This window comes from Gracilimonas halophila, from assembly GCF_042684365.1.
GTDB lineage: Bacteria > Bacteroidota > Rhodothermia > Balneolales > Balneolaceae > Gracilimonas > Gracilimonas halophila.
Genome location: NZ_JBHULI010000024.1, coordinates 542170 through 559630 on the forward strand (window position 1 = coordinate 542170; position 17461 = coordinate 559630).

Annotated in this window: 10 protein-coding genes; all 10 read right to left on the reverse strand. The window is 43.0% G+C overall.

Translation table 11 applies throughout. The features are described 5' to 3' along the window. Positions 1-26: 26 nt before the first annotated feature. Positions 27-1100, reverse strand: a complete 1074-nt coding sequence (locus ACFSVN_RS08850) for a DUF2779 domain-containing protein (RefSeq protein ID WP_390301179.1) — start codon at positions 1098-1100, stop codon at positions 27-29. Positions 1101-1149: 49 nt separating this feature from the next. Then, positions 1150-1536, reverse strand: a complete 387-nt coding sequence (locus ACFSVN_RS08855) for a RidA family protein (RefSeq protein WP_390301182.1) — start codon at positions 1534-1536, stop codon at positions 1150-1152. A gap of 1 nt (position 1537) precedes the next feature. Continuing rightward, positions 1538-2854, reverse strand: a complete 1317-nt coding sequence (locus ACFSVN_RS08860) for a M20/M25/M40 family metallo-hydrolase (RefSeq protein ID WP_390301185.1) — start codon at positions 2852-2854, stop codon at positions 1538-1540. Between the two features lie 141 nt (positions 2855-2995). Further along, on the reverse strand, positions 2996-5926 hold the full coding sequence (locus ACFSVN_RS08865) for a tetratricopeptide repeat protein (RefSeq protein ID WP_390301188.1): 2931 nt from the start codon (positions 5924-5926) through the stop codon (positions 2996-2998). A gap of 58 nt (positions 5927-5984) precedes the next feature. Then, positions 5985-7676, reverse strand: coding sequence for a DUF885 family protein (locus ACFSVN_RS08870; RefSeq protein WP_390301191.1), 1692 nt, complete (start codon positions 7674-7676; stop codon positions 5985-5987). Positions 7677-7775: 99 nt separating this feature from the next. Beyond that, entirely contained in the window at positions 7776-9374 is a 1599-nt protein-coding gene (locus tag ACFSVN_RS08875; RefSeq protein ID WP_390301194.1) for an amidohydrolase family protein, read from the reverse strand. A gap of 101 nt (positions 9375-9475) precedes the next feature. Continuing rightward, on the reverse strand, positions 9476-11062 hold the full coding sequence (locus tag ACFSVN_RS08880; protein WP_390301197.1) for an amidohydrolase family protein: 1587 nt from the start codon (positions 11060-11062) through the stop codon (positions 9476-9478). Between the two features lie 80 nt (positions 11063-11142). Continuing rightward, positions 11143-12741 (reverse strand): amidohydrolase family protein, encoded by a 1599-nt coding sequence (locus ACFSVN_RS08885; protein ID WP_390301200.1) that lies wholly within the window; start codon positions 12739-12741, stop codon positions 11143-11145. 47 nt (positions 12742-12788) lie between these two features. Next, positions 12789-14087, reverse strand: a complete 1299-nt coding sequence (locus ACFSVN_RS08890; protein ID WP_390301203.1) for a RagB/SusD family nutrient uptake outer membrane protein — start codon at positions 14085-14087, stop codon at positions 12789-12791. Positions 14088-14135: 48 nt separating this feature from the next. Beyond that, complete coding sequence (locus ACFSVN_RS08895; protein ID WP_390301206.1) at positions 14136-17276, reverse strand: SusC/RagA family TonB-linked outer membrane protein; 3141 nt, start codon at positions 17274-17276, stop codon at positions 14136-14138. Positions 17277-17461 lie beyond the last annotated feature (185 nt).

Below are 17461 nucleotides of genomic sequence, written 5' to 3' on the forward strand. Positions count from 1 at the left end.
GTTTTTTAGTTATTGTTATTGTTAGTTTAATTCTTTTTTAAAAAATTCCAATGCTGATGGATCATCACCATCGCTAGAGTGTCTAACTCACAATATTCATAAAGAGATTGCAGAATGGCATCGCGTTGAGTTTTATCCAAATCATTAAACTGCAAGCGACTCCAGGCCATCATAGCTGCGCCACCCTCGGAGATCGAGTCTTCTCCAATTGCTTTGTCACTATCATCATAATCCGGAATACCATATCCGACTTTGTTCAGTAGTTCGTAGGGATTGATAGCCTGGCCCGTTTCTGGATTCGGTTGGTAAAAGACTTTATTCTTTAGATATAAGCCGCTGTACGGTTGGCTGTAGATTTCTTGCAACTTTGGACTTTCGCTTAATACAGCCGGGAGTACTTTCTTAATACTGATCGAATTTTTCATTACCGGAGAGTAATAGTATTTCTTGATCATCTCGTACTGATCGACCATCTCCCGCTCGCCTCCTTTGACCAGGCTTTCAATAAAGGCGATCAACTCTTCCGCATCTTCGGGCTCTCGTTCTCGGATCAAATCCTTCATTTTGTTGAGGACCGTATTCTCGAAGTTGTGATACCGAAATACGGTGCCTTCATCCCCCTCCAGACACTCTTTCAGCTTCCGTACAAACATAATAGATGGGAGCTTCCCCGGTGTCTCCTCAATCCAGTCGGCTCGGTGTTCTACCCGGCCATCTTCATACATGGTATGGCAACTAAACTGAAAGGGCACATAGTCATAGGGGTACAAGCCCTTATGAAAAGGAATGGCTGCCAGTACCGCCTCAAAGTCGATGAAATGCAAGGGGTATGTCCAGCTGTCCATCTCGTGAAACAGACCCGGGGCGAGCGCCTCTGTCGCTTCGTGGTGGCCGGTCTGCTTCATAATCTGAATGGTCTTACGCTGGTCATTATCCCATTCCGGCTGCACGTATAAAAGCTCTGGATTGGCAGGTAGCATTCCCGGAATAAGCTCCTCCATGAAATACACCTCCTTGTCGAGGTATTTCTTCTGCATCCCTTGTTCATTCCAAACATCAAAAATATGTGGTCTTGAAAAATCCTTTTCCCTCCACTGCAAGGTTTCACCCCAGCACTCCTGAAATCCACTTTTTTGGTCAGATTACTCACTACTCCAATACCGCATCTGCCTCGATTTCTACCAACAGGTCATCATCGATCAATTTGCTTACTTCAACCAGAGTAGCGGCCGGCTTGATGGCTCCAAAAAATTCTTCATGGGCTTTCCCGAAAGCTTTCCACTCTTCTATATTTGTAATGAACGTCCGTGTTCGGACCACATCTTCAAGGGAGGCACCGGCTTTATTCAATGCCTTCTCGATGTTCAGGATGCACTGTTTTGTTTGAAGATATACATCTCCTTTCCCGACTACTTTTCCCTGCTCGTCAACAGCGGTTGTGCCAGATACAAAAATCTGATTTCCAACTTTCACAGTCCGGCTGTACCCTACTCTTCCTTCCCATTCTGTTCCTGAGGTAATATTCTGCCGCTTCATATCACTCTGCCAACCCTGCTTCCGCCATTAAGATCATGAACGTCCGTTGCACTCCTTTATAGCCCTCTTCATTATACCACCATTCATCGAGAGAGTGAGAACCTCCACTGCTTCCGCCTCCGCCAATAGTCATGGATGGGATCCCCATAGAAATGGATACATTGGCATCCGTTGAAGATCTTGTCAAACCGGGTTCCTGTCCAAAATGTTTTGCAACAGCCAATGCCCGCTGTATAAAGGGGACATCAGAGGGGATCTCTCCTGAAGGACGGTTCCCGATCATATCAATATCCACCGTAAGATCAGGCCCCTCGGTTTTGATATTGTTAGCTTCTATCAGTGCCTTTTGCATCGCATCCTGCATGATACCGTCGATCTGCTGCAATGCTTCAGGGCTTTCTGACCGCATGTCAATTTCCATCCAGTTTTCGAAGGGAATAGAATTGACGGATGTTCCTCCCCCTATTCTCCCAATATTGTAGCTTGTCCGAGGGCCGCTTTTAACGAATTGAGATGCATTATCTTCAAAGTAGGTGATCGCCCGCCCCAGTGCATGAGCCGGATTTGCTGTTCCAAAGGCACCCCAGGAATGTCCGCCCGGACCTTCAAATGTAACCCGGTAACGGTGTGAGCCGAGTGCTTTATTCACAATGCGGCTGTCGTCACTGCCGTCCACGGAAATAAAAGCATCAATATTTTCACCCTCCGTTTCGAACAAATGCTTCACTCCCCTGAGATCTCCGATCCCTTCCTCGCCTACAGTTCCCACAAACCAGATGTTATCAGCCGTTTGAATATCCAGTGTTTCCATTGTGTTTATTAAGGTAAGCAGCACAGTAAGTCCCCGGGTATCATCGGTGATACCAGGAGCAAAGAGCGTATCGTTCCGAACCTCAACCTCAACGCCGGTTCCTTCAGGAAACACCGTATCCAGATGTGCTGATATCACAATGGTATGTTCTCCTTCCCTTCCGGGGCGCTTGCCAATCACGTTCCCTTCCTCATCTATCTCAACCTGATCGAGCCCATATTCTTGCATCATCTCTGCATATCGTTCAGCTCTAACTTCTTCCTGAAATGGAGGGGCAGGGATCTCGGTTATCATGATCTGATTCTGCACGGTTTCATCATCCATATTCCGGATGAACTCCATCGCTTCCTTGATCCTGGAATTCTCAGCCAGATTCTCTATCTCACTCATATATGATTCCTCCACAGATATTTCAGATCCATCATTGCCTTCATTGGGAGTTTGAGATGTGCAACCTATTACAGCCACCATTAGAACCGGAACCAGTAATCTTGAGAAGAACTTCATTCAATTATCTCGTTATAAAGTGAAAGTTAAATTGTTGAATAGCGATCAATTATAGTAAAAGCGTATATAACTTTAAAGTAAAAGCCAGAGTGATCGCTTGAACACTCTGGCTTAGTAATGATTAAAAAGGGTGCTTCTCTATTAGTTGATCTGTCGGGTAAAATCAGGGCCGAGTGGGACAGGCAGATTTTCAGCCTCTTCAGTTAAGATAGTTGCAGCATCTTGATCATCCTGCTCGTTCAAAAGCTGAATTAGAGCTGCACGGGCTGAAAGATGATATGGATTCATTTCTAATGCCTCACTAAAGTGATCTTCAGCACTTTCAATGTTACCATCTGCTTCTGCAAGTGTACCGAGTACAAATTCATACTCAGCATTATGAATGGGTAAGTTTACATCTGAAATACTATCCAATGTTTCATTCCCTTCAGTGATCCGGCCGAGTTTTGCATAGAGTTCTGCGAGCAGAAATTTCTCATCCATTCCAAGGTCGTCCTCAGATAAGGTGCTAATGGACTCTTCCGCTTTCTCTTCTTCTCCATTTTCAAGATTGATATGCGCAATTCTAAGTGTATAACTTGGTAATTCATTATCTGCTGAAGCAAGGATACGCTGACCTTCTTCTAATACACTCAGTGCTTCCTCAAGCCGGGATTGACGCGCCAGTACATCAGCATATACCAGACGGTAGTCAAAGTTTTGCGGATTTTGATCCAGTAAGTCCTTAAAGAAGTCAGACACATCACCTGAATACCCAAGTACACTTCGAAGGTTTTTTGCAAAAGCCTCTGCATCTTCTTTCCGGTCACGCAGGTATGTAGAAACCATTGGTGCGTCAGCAACATAACTTTCAGAAACATCGATGGCCTCCTTAAGGAAACCATAGTTATAGTATCGTTCTCTTGAAAGCCGGTTGAGGTTTGCAGCTTCTGCTAGATCTTCTTCCATTGTTTCAGCTTCATCAAAGAGCAATTTTTGTTCTTCCATCGCTTCATCAAATGCCATGATGCCTTCCAAAGCTTTTTGATGGATAACATTTGCCCTTGAAACCAAGACCGGGGCATAATCAGAATCCAGATCATTTGCCCTGGTGATCATTTCTTCAGCTGCTTCGAAATCGCCTTTTTCTGCATTCACTTCAGCATACTCAAGTAAAGCAGGAATATAATCGTTACTGAAAGTCAAAGCGGTATGAAGGTAAGCAGTGGCTTCATTTAAATTATTACTGCCCCGAGCTCTGTTTGCCAGTGTTAAGTACGTTTGAGCCCAGTTATCATCCAGTACTTCTTCGTTGCCGGCAAGGTATTCCTCTTGCTTTTGGAGCAATGACTCCAGAAACTCATAATAATCCGGGTCTTTTTCGCGAATGAATTCACGGGTATTCATTGATTTATGGTTCAATGGATGTACTTTTTTATCTGAAAGAAATCCAGCATAACCCTGAGCAAAAAATTCACTTTCGTTATTGGATGCATAATAATCCAGGGTAGTGCCATTCTCTTTAGCAGTATGATACAGTGATCGGATCTTCCTGCTTTCCTCATCCGTTAGAATACGTCCGTGGTAAAGGTGAGCATATTCATGTGCCAGCACATTACGCTCCCAGTGAGCTCCTCTTTCCAGATATTCAATACCGGTGGCTCCACTTCCAACTCCACGGATATCCATCCACTGCCGGTTGTCAAAGGTAGTTCCAACTCGGAAATAGCTTCGGTCCATGGCTATTGCCAGATCGATATGAAGGGGTGGAATCGCAAAATCAGAATCAAACTTATTGATCATTGGGAGATAAGCCTTACTTGGGCCGATCTGCTGTGCAATCATCTTCTTGACCCGATCGCCGGGATAGTAATTTGCATCTTTAAATACATTATAAAACACTGCACCGTCTTCCGGAATCTCGGTATCAGTAATGGTTTGTTCGAGTTCCTCAAACCCATCAAGATACTCAAACTGACGCTGCTTAATAACCGCTGCCAATCCGTTATGAGCAGGCCCGTAGTTTTGTTTTCTATCGAGGATATTCTCAAAAGCAGCCTGAGAAGAATCCAGTCGCGCAGCCCGGTCCATATCATAATACATATAATAGATGGAGCCCCGCATCATCTCCGGAAGCACCGATTCAGGATATTCTGCTTCCACTTCATGTGTTATTTGAATAGCTTCATCTAATCTGTTCTGAGGAATGAGTACTTCTGCCCTGTTAAGCTCTTCTCGTACTTCCTCATCGGTAGGATGGATATAATCCGCATAAGTTAAATTGGTATGTCCGTTTCCGAAATGCCAGTGTGTAAGATAATGAAGTGGGTTTACTTCAAAGGCCAGATTCCATTGAGCTGCCATATTATCCAGTTGTGTGGCATCTACTCTGCGCCATACGGCATAACCATAGCTGAATCGTGCATCAGGATTATATGGATTCAATGAGAGAGCTTTTTTCAAAGCAGGTTCCGCAGCAGCCGGATCCTGATCCCAGAATAAACCTTCAGCTTCCAGAAGATAACCCCCATCAAATTGCGGATCCCAATCCTGAACATTTTCAGCCCAACGCAAGGCCTCTTCAAAATCACGCTTAAGCAAGGCTACTTTTCCACGGATTAAACCGACCTTTGCATCATTCGTATTTTCCTCCAAAAGTGCAGCACCTATGTCATCAGCTTCATCTAAATCCCAAGCCTGAATATTCAATTCAGCTTTAAGCAACTGTGCTTCACGGTTCGAAGGATTTTCTTCTAAAACGGCATTAACGATACTTTCTGAGTCACTGTATCGATGTTTCTTCATCAGCAATTTTGCTTCAACAAGTCTCACCTCATTATTGCCCGCATCTGCATTGGCAATGTATTGTTCTGCTTCACTCCACATTCCCAGCTCAACAAGCTTCTCAATATTTTGAGGAGTTACTTCAGTTTCAAGTTCTTCCAGTGTTGTGGATCGCTCTTGTTCTAACTGTTCCTTTACAATTTCAGTGTCATCGACGTACTTTTCTGTTTCAGAGGTACACGAAATAAACAATAAAGCTGCGAACGCAGGTATTATTAATACTTTGGGAATTATTTTTAAACCAGACATATGTATAGATTTTAGGTCAATTTGAAGTAAGATTGTTTTAAATTTTTAAGCTAAAAATTTATTTATTGAACATTAATCTTTCAATTTCTCTGAAAGGCAAATATCCGTAGGTAAGTAAATTATCGTTGAAATTTTTAAGTGAATAATGCTCACCCATGCGAACCTTATATTCCCTTCTGAGTTCAATTATTTCCATTTCCCCAATTATTTCTCGTCCGGGGGGAGCCGGTGTTTGGCTGTCGCGCTGAACTTCAATAAAGGCGTTGGTAGGCTCCATTCCGATCTTATCGATATAAGCTTGAACAGCTTCGTCAAAAGTCATTTCCCCCAATGCCATTTGAAGCTTTGTTACAATTCGTTGTACTCTCCACATCCTCATTTGAAGACGGGCCATTCGGGTTTTCAAAGCCGTTATGTAATCAAGGCGATCATTATAATAACCTTCTTCTTCAAGCATTTTCTCGAGATAAAAAGACCAGGCTTGCCCAAAGTAGGCTGAACGGAATATCTTACGCATCGGGCGATCTACATGCTCCCTTGCAGCTGCGTTTTGTACATTGTGCCCCAGCCATTCGTGATAAGAGATCACATGCGTCCAGTATGGATTATAGGATTTTATTCGGCTTGCTTTTTCTTCTGCTGATAACCGATCTTCTAAAGGAGTCAGAATGTAGTAACCGGATTGTCGGTTAGCTACCGTTGGGCCTTGTGTTGCTCCACCAAAAGATAATACCCTTCGTGCCATAGGTGGCGAAATACGGGCTCCATAATCTATGTAGTCGGGAATTGTTACTACGTGATCACCTTCATTTTCCAGCCACGAACTAGCCATATTCACAAAACTCTTAGACATCGGTAAAACACCTTCCCAAGGTGGCGCTTCTTCTTTCATATTCTCCCACACCGTATTTAGGTCACCCGATGGATGAATGCTGTCGGCTAATGCATCCATTTCTTTTAATAACTCCTCTTCTTCCTCTAATGCAACGGCAAGCATATTTTCTACATTATAGTGATGCAGATGTTCTTTGTTCTTCAAATAGAAATTAATGTAATCCGGATTCCATCCTGCACTTCGGTCAGACCGGGGAAGTAAAGTGCTGTTTACCCAATTTTCAAAATCAATCAATGCAGAATATGCTGATCTCGAAGATTCTATAAGTTGATCTTTCAACTCTGTGTTATCTATTTTCGCCTCTGGCACATAATCCTGAAGCATCATTTTAGCATAATAGATCTCATAAAGTGTGTTTTCGGTCCACACCTTAGCAGGGTTTGTTAGATTTTGACGAGCATTAGAAAGTATTTCAGGTAACAAATCCAGTTCTTTGATCGCAGCTTTAACCCCATTATCAGCTATTGAGCCCGGCCGAATGAAGAGCTGATTTGTTCTGCCTAATTGTATATACGAAACGGGATGAAGTTTATACAACTGAACCGTTTCAATCTCATAGATATTCGTTTTGAGGTGAGCCCTCAATAAGTCATGATCTACCTGGTCGTCAAGTCCGAGGTTATCGTATTCAATAGCATCCATTCGTTCCAGAATGCTTTTATAATCAGTTAGTGCTTTCTGGTATTCAGATTCACTTTTTGTTGGAATAGAAATATCACCAACTTCCTCCACTAAACTATATAGTGTCTCGACATCTTGAACCGGCTGAGCTTCCGCTAAACTAGTCGTTAGATACATAATTAAAAGACCGGTCGCCGCCAGAAACGTTCTTTTGAAAAGTTTTGATGTAGTCATAATATGGATATAAGTATTAATAGGGACATAACTAAATCGCTCCATAACTCTCTCATCCAAATATCCTATGGAAAAGAGAGTTCTAAGAGCGTATATAGATCATTCTTCAATTAAAAAAGGATCATTGGCTATATTGGAACCTACACCTTCTTTTGATTCCTTCACCATTCGGGCTACTTCTTCCATAAGCTTGTCGTTATTGATAACAACTCCATCCTTGATCGTGTGAACAATGCCTTTGGTTCTGTACATGTTCTCATCTTCATCAAGTGTGATGGCTCCAAAAGAATACATAAACCGAAGATTATATAAAGGGCTTCCATCTACCAGAATAAGGTCTGCCTCATAACCCGGACGCACCAAGCCTGTTTCATCTTCAATTCGAAGTGCTTTTGCACTGTTATGTGTCGCAGCTTTCAGAACTTCAAGGGTATGCATACCGGATTCCCTGAGAAGCTGTAATTCTCTGATATTTGAAAATCCGGGGGTAGCCCAGATGTAATTATCATCTGTACCGTAAGCAACGGTTCCGCCTTTTTTATTGAATTCGTAGATCAGGTCACCCCAGAGGTCATAGGCCTCATACCATGTTTGTTCATCATCGGAAGTCCAGTCATAATGAAAAGATCCGTGATAAGCCGGATCAGGAAGATTCCATTCTATCAAAGACTGATGCGTATATTTTTCATGCCATGGCAAGCTTTGAGCTCTTACGATATCTCTGTTCGCTTCATATACTACCTGGGTGGGCTGCATGAAAACTCCATAAGCTACAAGGGAATCAGCTACTTCACCTAACAGTCGTTCCCTGTCCGCTTCCTGCCATACCCTTCCTGCCTCGCGAAAACGGTGGTTCTCATTATCAAAATTATAATCTCTTGGGTAATCCTGAACGGCACGATCTAATGATGACTCCCCATATCCGTAATGATGAAGTATAAATGTAACACCTAATCGTGCAGCATCCACAGCATCTATCACTGATGTATATGATGGAGGAATATGAACTCCTGTAACGCCTCCATTTTCCCATACCGCATCTGCAGCGGCTTTAAACAATTCCTGATTCCATGCTACACCATTAAGGTAAACCTGACGTGCTCCTTTTTCAGCCATTTCTTTAGCTATTCTCGGGGCATTTTTCGGGTTTGATAAAAATATTTCATCATAGTCCAAACCGGACCCCCAAGACCATAATGGATACATGGTAGGAGCTAAAATTTCATTTTGGTCTGCAAGTCGTGCTTCTTCCATCGCATACTCAACCCCTCTGTCTGAAGCCGGTCCAAAAGTAGTAACCCCATGAGCTAATTTTAGATAATAGATATACTCTAAAGGCATCGGTTCTTGCCTTAGGTGGCCGTGCAAATCAATAAGCCCGGGCATTACGTATTTTCCGGAAGCATCAATGATCCGGTCTCCAGTTGGGCGGTTAGAGTCGCCTCTTCGTTCTGCGGTCACAGGATCGAAAGGAATCATCTCAGTGATCATATCTCCCTCAATAACAATATCGTATGGACCTACCGGTGGGCCGCCATGTCCGGGAATGACCATTGCATTACGGATAACCAATCGGTCGTAAGGGCCTTCTGCCAAGTCTCCAAATTGTTTTTGTGCTTGTGCACCTTGGCAGCTCAGAGCCAGTAAAACCATTCCGAGGCAAAGTGTTTTGACGATCTTTTTTATTTGATAGTTCATAGTATAGTCCAACTTATTGATGAGTGATAAAAGCTAAAGCCAAGAAATTTCTTATGATCCTCCCATCAGGATTAAACCTGAATGGGAGGTTCGATAAGAATCTATTCCACTATAAATGGAGCTGTCATAATATTTTCTGAAGAAACACCTTCTTTGGAGGCTTTAACCATTCGGGCTACTTCTTCCATCAGGAGGTCATTTTCAATCACAACCCCACCTTTGATGGTATGTACAATTCCTTCTGATCGAAACATGTCACCATTCTCATCGGTGTTAATTGCACCAAAAGAGTACATATTCCTGAGGTTATACAGGGGACTTCCATCCACAATGATCAGGTCAGCGGTATAACCGGGACGTACCAGGCCTAGTTTCTCTTCACGAAGTGTTATAGCACTGTTGTGCGTGGCAGCTTTAAGTACTTCAAGCGTATGCATTCCTGTTTCTCTGAGTAACTGCAGTTCACGGACATTTGAGAAACCGGGTGTTGCCCAGATATAGTTATCATCTGTACCGTAAGAAACGTGTCCTCCTCTCTTATTGAATTCGTAGATCAGGTCGCCCCAAAGATCGAAGGCATAACTCCAGTAATATTCATCATCGGAAGTCCAGTCGTAATGATATGATCCGTGAAAGGCCGGATTTGGCAAGTTCCAGTTTATAAGTGCCTGATGAGTATATTTCTCATTCCATGGCAAACTGGCTGCTCTTAGAATATCACGGTTTGCTTCATACACTACCCGGGTTGGAAGCATATGCACACCGTAGGCAAAAAGGGAGTCAGCTACTTCTCCCAAAAGGCGTTCGCGGTTGGCTTCCGTCCATACTTTACCGGCATGGCGGAATCGTGCATTTTCATCATTATAATTATAATCGCGTGGATAATCCTGAACCTGACGATCAAGTGAAGACTCTGCATATGCATAATGGTGTTCTATCATCGTAACACCTAAACGGGCAGCATCAACTGCCTGTGTTACTGATGTGGTATTTGGTGGTATATGGTAAGTAGTAATACCTCCATTTTCAGTAACAGCTTTAGTTACTGCACCAAGCAATTTCTGGTTCCAGCCTAAACTGCCAACACTGACCACATGTGCACCTTTTTCAAACATCTCTGCCGCTACTTCCGGAGCATTGGCAGGGTTTTCTAAAAACTCACGGTCAAAATCAGTATTTGAGCCCCATCCCCAGATCGGATACATGCGAGGGGCCAGAATTTCATTATTCTCACTGCGGCTGGCTTCGTCCATTGCGTTATCCAGACCACGGTCAGGAGCCGGTACCATAGTGGTTACACCGTGAGCAAGTTTTGTGTAATATACATATTCGATTTCCATAGGATCTTGTCTCAAATGCATATGAAGATCGATCATACCGGGCATCACATATTTACCATCAGCTTCGATCACCCTATTTCCTGTTGGGCGTTCACTGTCACCTCTTCTTTCAGCCGTTACCGGATCGAAAGGTATCATGTCAGTGATCTTGTCTCCTTCAATTACGATATCATAAGGCCCTACAGAAGGTCCGCCATGTCCCGGAATAACCATTGCATTCCTAATTACCAATCTGTCGTATGGACCTTCAGCAAGGTCTCCGAATTTCTTTTGTGCTATACTATCGAGTGAAATACCCATGAAGAGTATTATCGAAAATATTGTTGTTATAGCTTTGATTTTATTCATTTGTCAGTCCCACTTTTACTTAAAAAGAAACCCCTGCTTTAGCAGGGGTTTCGGTCGATATTGATATTTAAATATAAATCTTAGTAGCGTTCTTTTTCACCAAGTTCGGCTTCTTGTTCGTCAACCATATTGCGAACATCTTCGAGCAGTTGTTTTGCGTCATATACAATTCCATCTTTGATGGTGTATTTCACTCCACCTACTCGAACTACTTCATTAACACCTTGCACCCTGATAGCACCTGTACCATAAAGTGTTTTCAGGTTTTGAAGTGGATTTTCCTCTACAATCACAAGGTCAGCTAATTTACCCGGGCGAATTATTCCGAATGGAGCGTCTTCATCCATTCTTTTGTATAACTCATTGGCGCCATTCATGGTTGCTGATCTAATTACTTCAAGAGGATGGAATCCGGCTTCTTGCAAAAGTTCAAGCTCGCGGATATAATCGAATCCATAAAGCTTATAAATAAACCCTGCATCGGAACCGGTAGTTACTCGTCCGCCTGCATTCTTGTAATCATTGATAAACTGCATCCATGTTCGGTAGAAGTTTTTCCACTCTACTTCATCCTGGGTGGTCCAATCAAACCAATAAGATCCGTGAGCTTTTCGGCTGGGCATGTAAAACTCCCAAAGAGTTGGAAGAGTATAATCTTCATGCCAATCCGCATTTCTGGCCCTCATTACGTCGCGACTTGCTTCGTAGATGGTCATTGTAGGATCTAAAGTAAGGTCATTGTCCAGGAATAATTGAATTAGATCATTCCATTCTTCTCCACCCGGCTCAACAATCTTATTCCACTGACGTGCAACTTGCCCGAAGCGGTCCTGCTCATTTTGATAGTTGTAATCGTTTGGATATGGTTGCAGATCATAGCCATCATACATTGACTCAAACAAACCATAATAGTGTGTTTGTGCACCTAAGCCTAATTCCGCGGCCTCTTTGAGGTTCATACGAACAACACCCATTTGATCAAGGTGAGCTGTGGTATTCAGGTTTTGCTTGGTGGCTTCGTCAATTAAAGCTTCCATAATATCAGGATCATGGGCTCCTAATTTAAGGCCGTCAATGCCTTCGTCTTTAGCCCATCGAACCCATTCCCTTGCTTGTTCAGGTGTTGTCACAGGTTCGTCCCAACCGGAACCTACTCTGTGATAACTAAACATTCTAGGAGCCACAATTTCGTTTCGTGCACTTCGCTCTTTCTCGCTAAGTGAAGATTCCAAATTGTCAAATGGAACACCACGTACTGTGGTAATACCATGCCCCATCCATAGTTTATAGGTGTATTCTGCATTAGGTACTTTTGGCTTTCCGCCTGTATGTACGTGCATGTCAATGAATCCAGGCATCACATACATACCTGAAGCATCGATCTCTTTCGTTGCATCACCTGGACGACGATCTTCGTCGATAGGTACACCGGGATAACCTACCCGGTGCACTGAAACGATCTCGTTGCCTTCGATAACAATATCAACAGGACCGGCCATTGGTGCTCCGGTTCCGTCGATCATATTAGCGCCACGAATTATGAGGCGGTCATATGGGCCTTCGCCTTCCGTCCGGTCAGGAGCGGGATTTGAAGGTTGAGCCAACACCGTTGTTGTAACTATGGAGAGCATAAATACCCCCAGGCCCAACAACATGGTTCTGCATTTTAAATTAAACATATCTTATATCCTGTTATTTATAATTTCTATTGTTTTAAAAAACTTTATCAGAGGTCCGGATTTGCTAGTTGCTCATTGGTAGGAATAGGTAATAATATTCCCGGAGTTTCTAGCGCATCTTCACCGGCTAACCAGTCTGGAGACTGTGAACCAAAGCGGTACATGTCATTTAACCTTCTGCCTTGCAGATAAAGATTAGCTCTTCTTTCGTGCTCAATAAACTCAACGAAATCATCTGTTACATCCATATCAGGAAGTCCATCAAGGGCTCTTACCGTATTGATCTCATTTCTTGCCCTGATGTCATTTGTTCCTACTAACTCCTCTGCAATGATCAGGTGCATTTCTCGAGCTGACAACCAGGTAAACGGAGAATAGTTCTCAGTATAGGTCTGGGTATCATTGAAATCAGCAGCAATTGCTACTACCCGAGGATCCGGGTTTCCGGTTTTCAGATCATTAAAAGGAGCTCTGCTTCCATCAGGATCAGGAGTAAGAGTAAGTTCTCCACGGCTATTTACCTGCCCGGCCAAGTAATTGGTAATATTACCTGCCTGATAGTCAATAGTCGCTTTATAATCTGCAGACATAATATCCAAGGCATCTTCAGCATCCGCTATAGCACCTGTTCCCGACACTAACGGGTTTGCCGGAGTAGTGCCTTTTGGATTCAGTTTCTGCCAAACTCCTTTGGCATGCTTTGCTCTTGCACGTAATCCAAATACCTGACTTTCAAGCTCGCTATTACTAATTGCTTGTGCAATTGGCAGTGCTTTATCAAGCAGATCGATCGCCTGATCGTAGAGCGTAAACATTTGGTCTTCACCAATAGCAGGAGATGTTTCAGTACCGCTTGAGAAAACGAAATTATCATAGGAGTCAGCAATCGTAATACGAGTCAAAGCCCCATATATATAACTGCGTACTAATACTGCCCGGTTAGCAAGTTCTGAATTGCTATCAAACTCTTCTAACTTTTCAATAGCGAAGTCAGACATATACCTTGCCTGACTGATTTCAGGATATCCTGCAACCGTGATCTCATTTGCATCAAAAGCGATCCTTCCTTCACCGAACGTTTTGTAGGATTCGTAAGAACCCGTCCAGTAAATCTCGTCACTTACAGTAGATGTGGCCGCATAGGTCCAGCCTAAACCGGACATCAATGCATTAAGTTGTCCATTTTTTAAACCTTCAGCAGATGAAGGCAAACTTACATCATCTACCGTGAGGCTGTTCGGGTTTTCTACTTCCAACAGGTTACAACTGCCAAGAAACAACAGGAGTGCTCCTGTTACTAATATCGAGGCGTGGCGAATTTTTAATTGATTAAATATACTTTTCATAATTGAAAATAATTTGAGTGAAAAATTGTTTGTACTGACGTCATTAAATTAAAAGTCAAACTTTAATGTTAAGGCGTAGGTTCTAAGCAGTGGAGTACCGTAGGTATCCATTCCGCCACCAAAGTTTTCTTGCAGAGATGCTCCCTGCCCTAAACTAGCTTCTCCGGTAGCAAGAGGGTCAACTCCTCCATACTTAGTCCAAAGCGCCAGGTTGTTACCTGATAACGTCAGTGAAGCACCGTTCAAACCAAGTCTTTCAACTGTCTCATTAGGAATTTGGTAAGAAATACTCAAATTAGTCCACCTAATATAGTCAGCTTTCTCAATTTCATTTAACCCATCAAATGGGGAAAGTGATACATTGTTATTTACCCACTCCTGTGCAGCTTCTATACGTTCAGAAGCAGAACTTGCAGGATTTTTAAGTACTGACTCAAGTCTTGAAGCACTCAATGTATTTCGGCCAATAGCACTGTTTACTCTACGGAATGCATCAGTCAGGTTATGGTGGTAGTAGTTTCCTGTAGCATACTGGAAACGACTGCTCACAGAGAAGTTCTTATACAGATTCGCTGTGAAACCAAAAGCCCCTTCCCAATCGGGAGTTGGCTTACCTAAATAGTGATCAAGGTATGTAGAACCACCTGTCAGAGCTTCTCCATTTGGACCTGCAACCATGATGGCTGAGTTAAATGAGCCTGGATCAACCGGTCCTGAGAAATAAGCTTCCAATTCAGACTGGCTGTCAGGAGTACCATCCTGATTACTGTCAAAAGGAAACGCGATACCTTCCGGCAATTTGGTTCCAAAATAAGAACCCGGGGCATATCCTTCCTTGATAAACATTCGGTCACGAATATAAGAAGCATCGATCTTGATCGGCGGTTCGCCACCTAATGATGTCACTTCTTCTTTAATGTAGGCCGCATTGGCAAACACGTTAAGTGTGAAATTAGGATTTTGAACTACATTACTGTTTATCCCTAATTCAACACCATTGGCTACGAGTTCACCGGCATTAGTAAGCTGTGATGAGGTAAATCCACCGGATGGGGCATACGTTCTGTCGATCAATGCATCTTCAACTACACGATCCCAGTAAGTGGCTTCAAAACCGATCTTATCATCAAATAAACCAATTTCAAAACCGGCTTCCCATTCAGTTGCTACTTCCGGCTTCAAATCTCTGTTACCGGGGTTTCCTGGAAGCACTCCAGCACCTTCTGCTGAATTCACAGGAACAAAAGTTGTGAACCTGTCAAAAGCACCCGGCTGCTGACCTGACTGCCCCCATGCGGCTCGAACCCTGAATGAAGAGACATTATTGATCTCAAAATCAAATGCTGTCGTAGGGATGAAGGATGCTGAAAATTTTGGATAGGTTGCATAATCGAAATCTTCTCCAAAAGCACTACTTGCATCCATACGCAAGCCGGCCGTAAGGTAGATCCAGTCGCCATAATCAACTTGCTCCTGAATAAATGCACCAGCATTCACAACTTCCTGGAAAGAGGAATTTGATGTCTGAGACGCTGTTGCACCCAATACTTCTAATCCGGGTCCGGAAAAGCCGGTACCGGTTGAGCTCGCAGTATTTTGTTCTTCCTGATAGGCCTGGAAACCGGCTACAAAAGAAGACCTTAGGTCTTCATTAATATCCTTGATCCAGTTCATCTTACCTTCCAGTGACAATACCATTTGCTGACGGGTACCGATCTGAATTTGGCCATCACCGTTAGGTGCCACGCCATCTACATTGTAACCAAAGGCAAGAAAATTAGCACTGCGCTGGTCTCTGTAGTCAAGCCCTCCAGAAAAGTCAAAAGAAAGCTCATCTGTAGGGAAATAATCAACTTTAAGTACTACTCGCCCCTGATTCGTGTTATCAGTCACTGTTGGGTAGGTCCCTTCTCTGGTTGTAGCAAAAATCGGGATACCAAAGGTATCAAACTGACTTGCCTGACCTACTCTTTCAGGTTTAGCATATCGAGAAGTACTGGTAGGGGTATAAATAGTAATACCACTTTCGTAGATGCTAATGTCTGAGTTTGTATAAGAGGTTTGAGCTTTCAAGGTGAGATTATCACTAGGCATGAAATTCAAATTCCCTGTGAAATAGATCTTTTTATAAAGATCGTTCGCCTCACCAACTGCACCTCCATTAAAATTTGCTGGGCTCGGGTCGAAAGGACCGTCGGTGTATGTATATCTCAAGTTTGAGAAATAAGTCATTGACTCTCCTCCACCCTGAACCGAAGCAGAGATCTCTTGTCCTACACCTATATTATAAAGATCGATCAGGTTGATAGGAGTTTCAAAAGGCTCATACAGATCTACGTTTACACCTAAGATGTTACTTATGTTTTGTTGTTCTGTAGCATTTTCCGCAAAACCGGCATTCGTCTTGAATCGGTTTGGCATCTGGTACAAAGTAGTACCTAATTCTACCTCAAATTGAGGCGCTGACTCTTGCCTTCCCTGCTTGGTAAAGATCTGTATAACACCTGAACTGGCTTGAGAACCATATAGCGTTGCTGCTGCAGGTCCTTTAAGGATCTCAACACGATCAATAGAATCAAAGTTAATATTTGAAAGGCCTGAAGGAGAACCCAATCCACCAGCGCCAAATCCAGGGGCAAATCCACCGCCACCGTTTACACGTACACCATCAACATAAATCAACGGCTGATTAGTCATGGATAAACTTGAAGTACCACGAATACGGATCTTAGGCTCCTGATCAATAGCACCACTTTGAGCATTGATATTCACCCCGGCAATTTTTCCGGTCAGGGCATCCTGCACAGATGTAGTAGAGACATTTTCGATGCCGCCGAACTCAACTGAGGAAATAGTGTGTCCTAATGACTTCCGTTCTACCGTACCACCCGTACCGGTTACTACTAACTCATCCAGATTCATAGTTGAGGTACTCAATATAAAATCAACAGTAGTTGTCTGACCTGCTGTAACATCCACCATCTGGGTTTCAGTTCTGAAACCAACAAATCGTGCAGTTACTTCTACCGTTCTTGCGGGAACCCCTGTAATTGTATAGGAGCCATCAATATCTGTTGATGCACCCAATGTTCTTCCTTCAATTTGAAGCGTAACATTTACACCGATCAGGAATTCTCCTGATTCATCTGTAACCTGCCCTTCAATTGTCCCTGTTTGTGCCCAACTCAAATTGGGTATACAAAACAGTATCGCTAACATTAATAATAGTGGTATCTGTATTTTCATTTGATCTTAATTTTAATTCTTGATTAACTAATCATTGCCATATTTTGATCTCTGTATTTTCTACTATTAAAAGCAAAAACACAAGGAAACTGTGTAAAATATTGAAAAACGAATTTTACTTTACAATA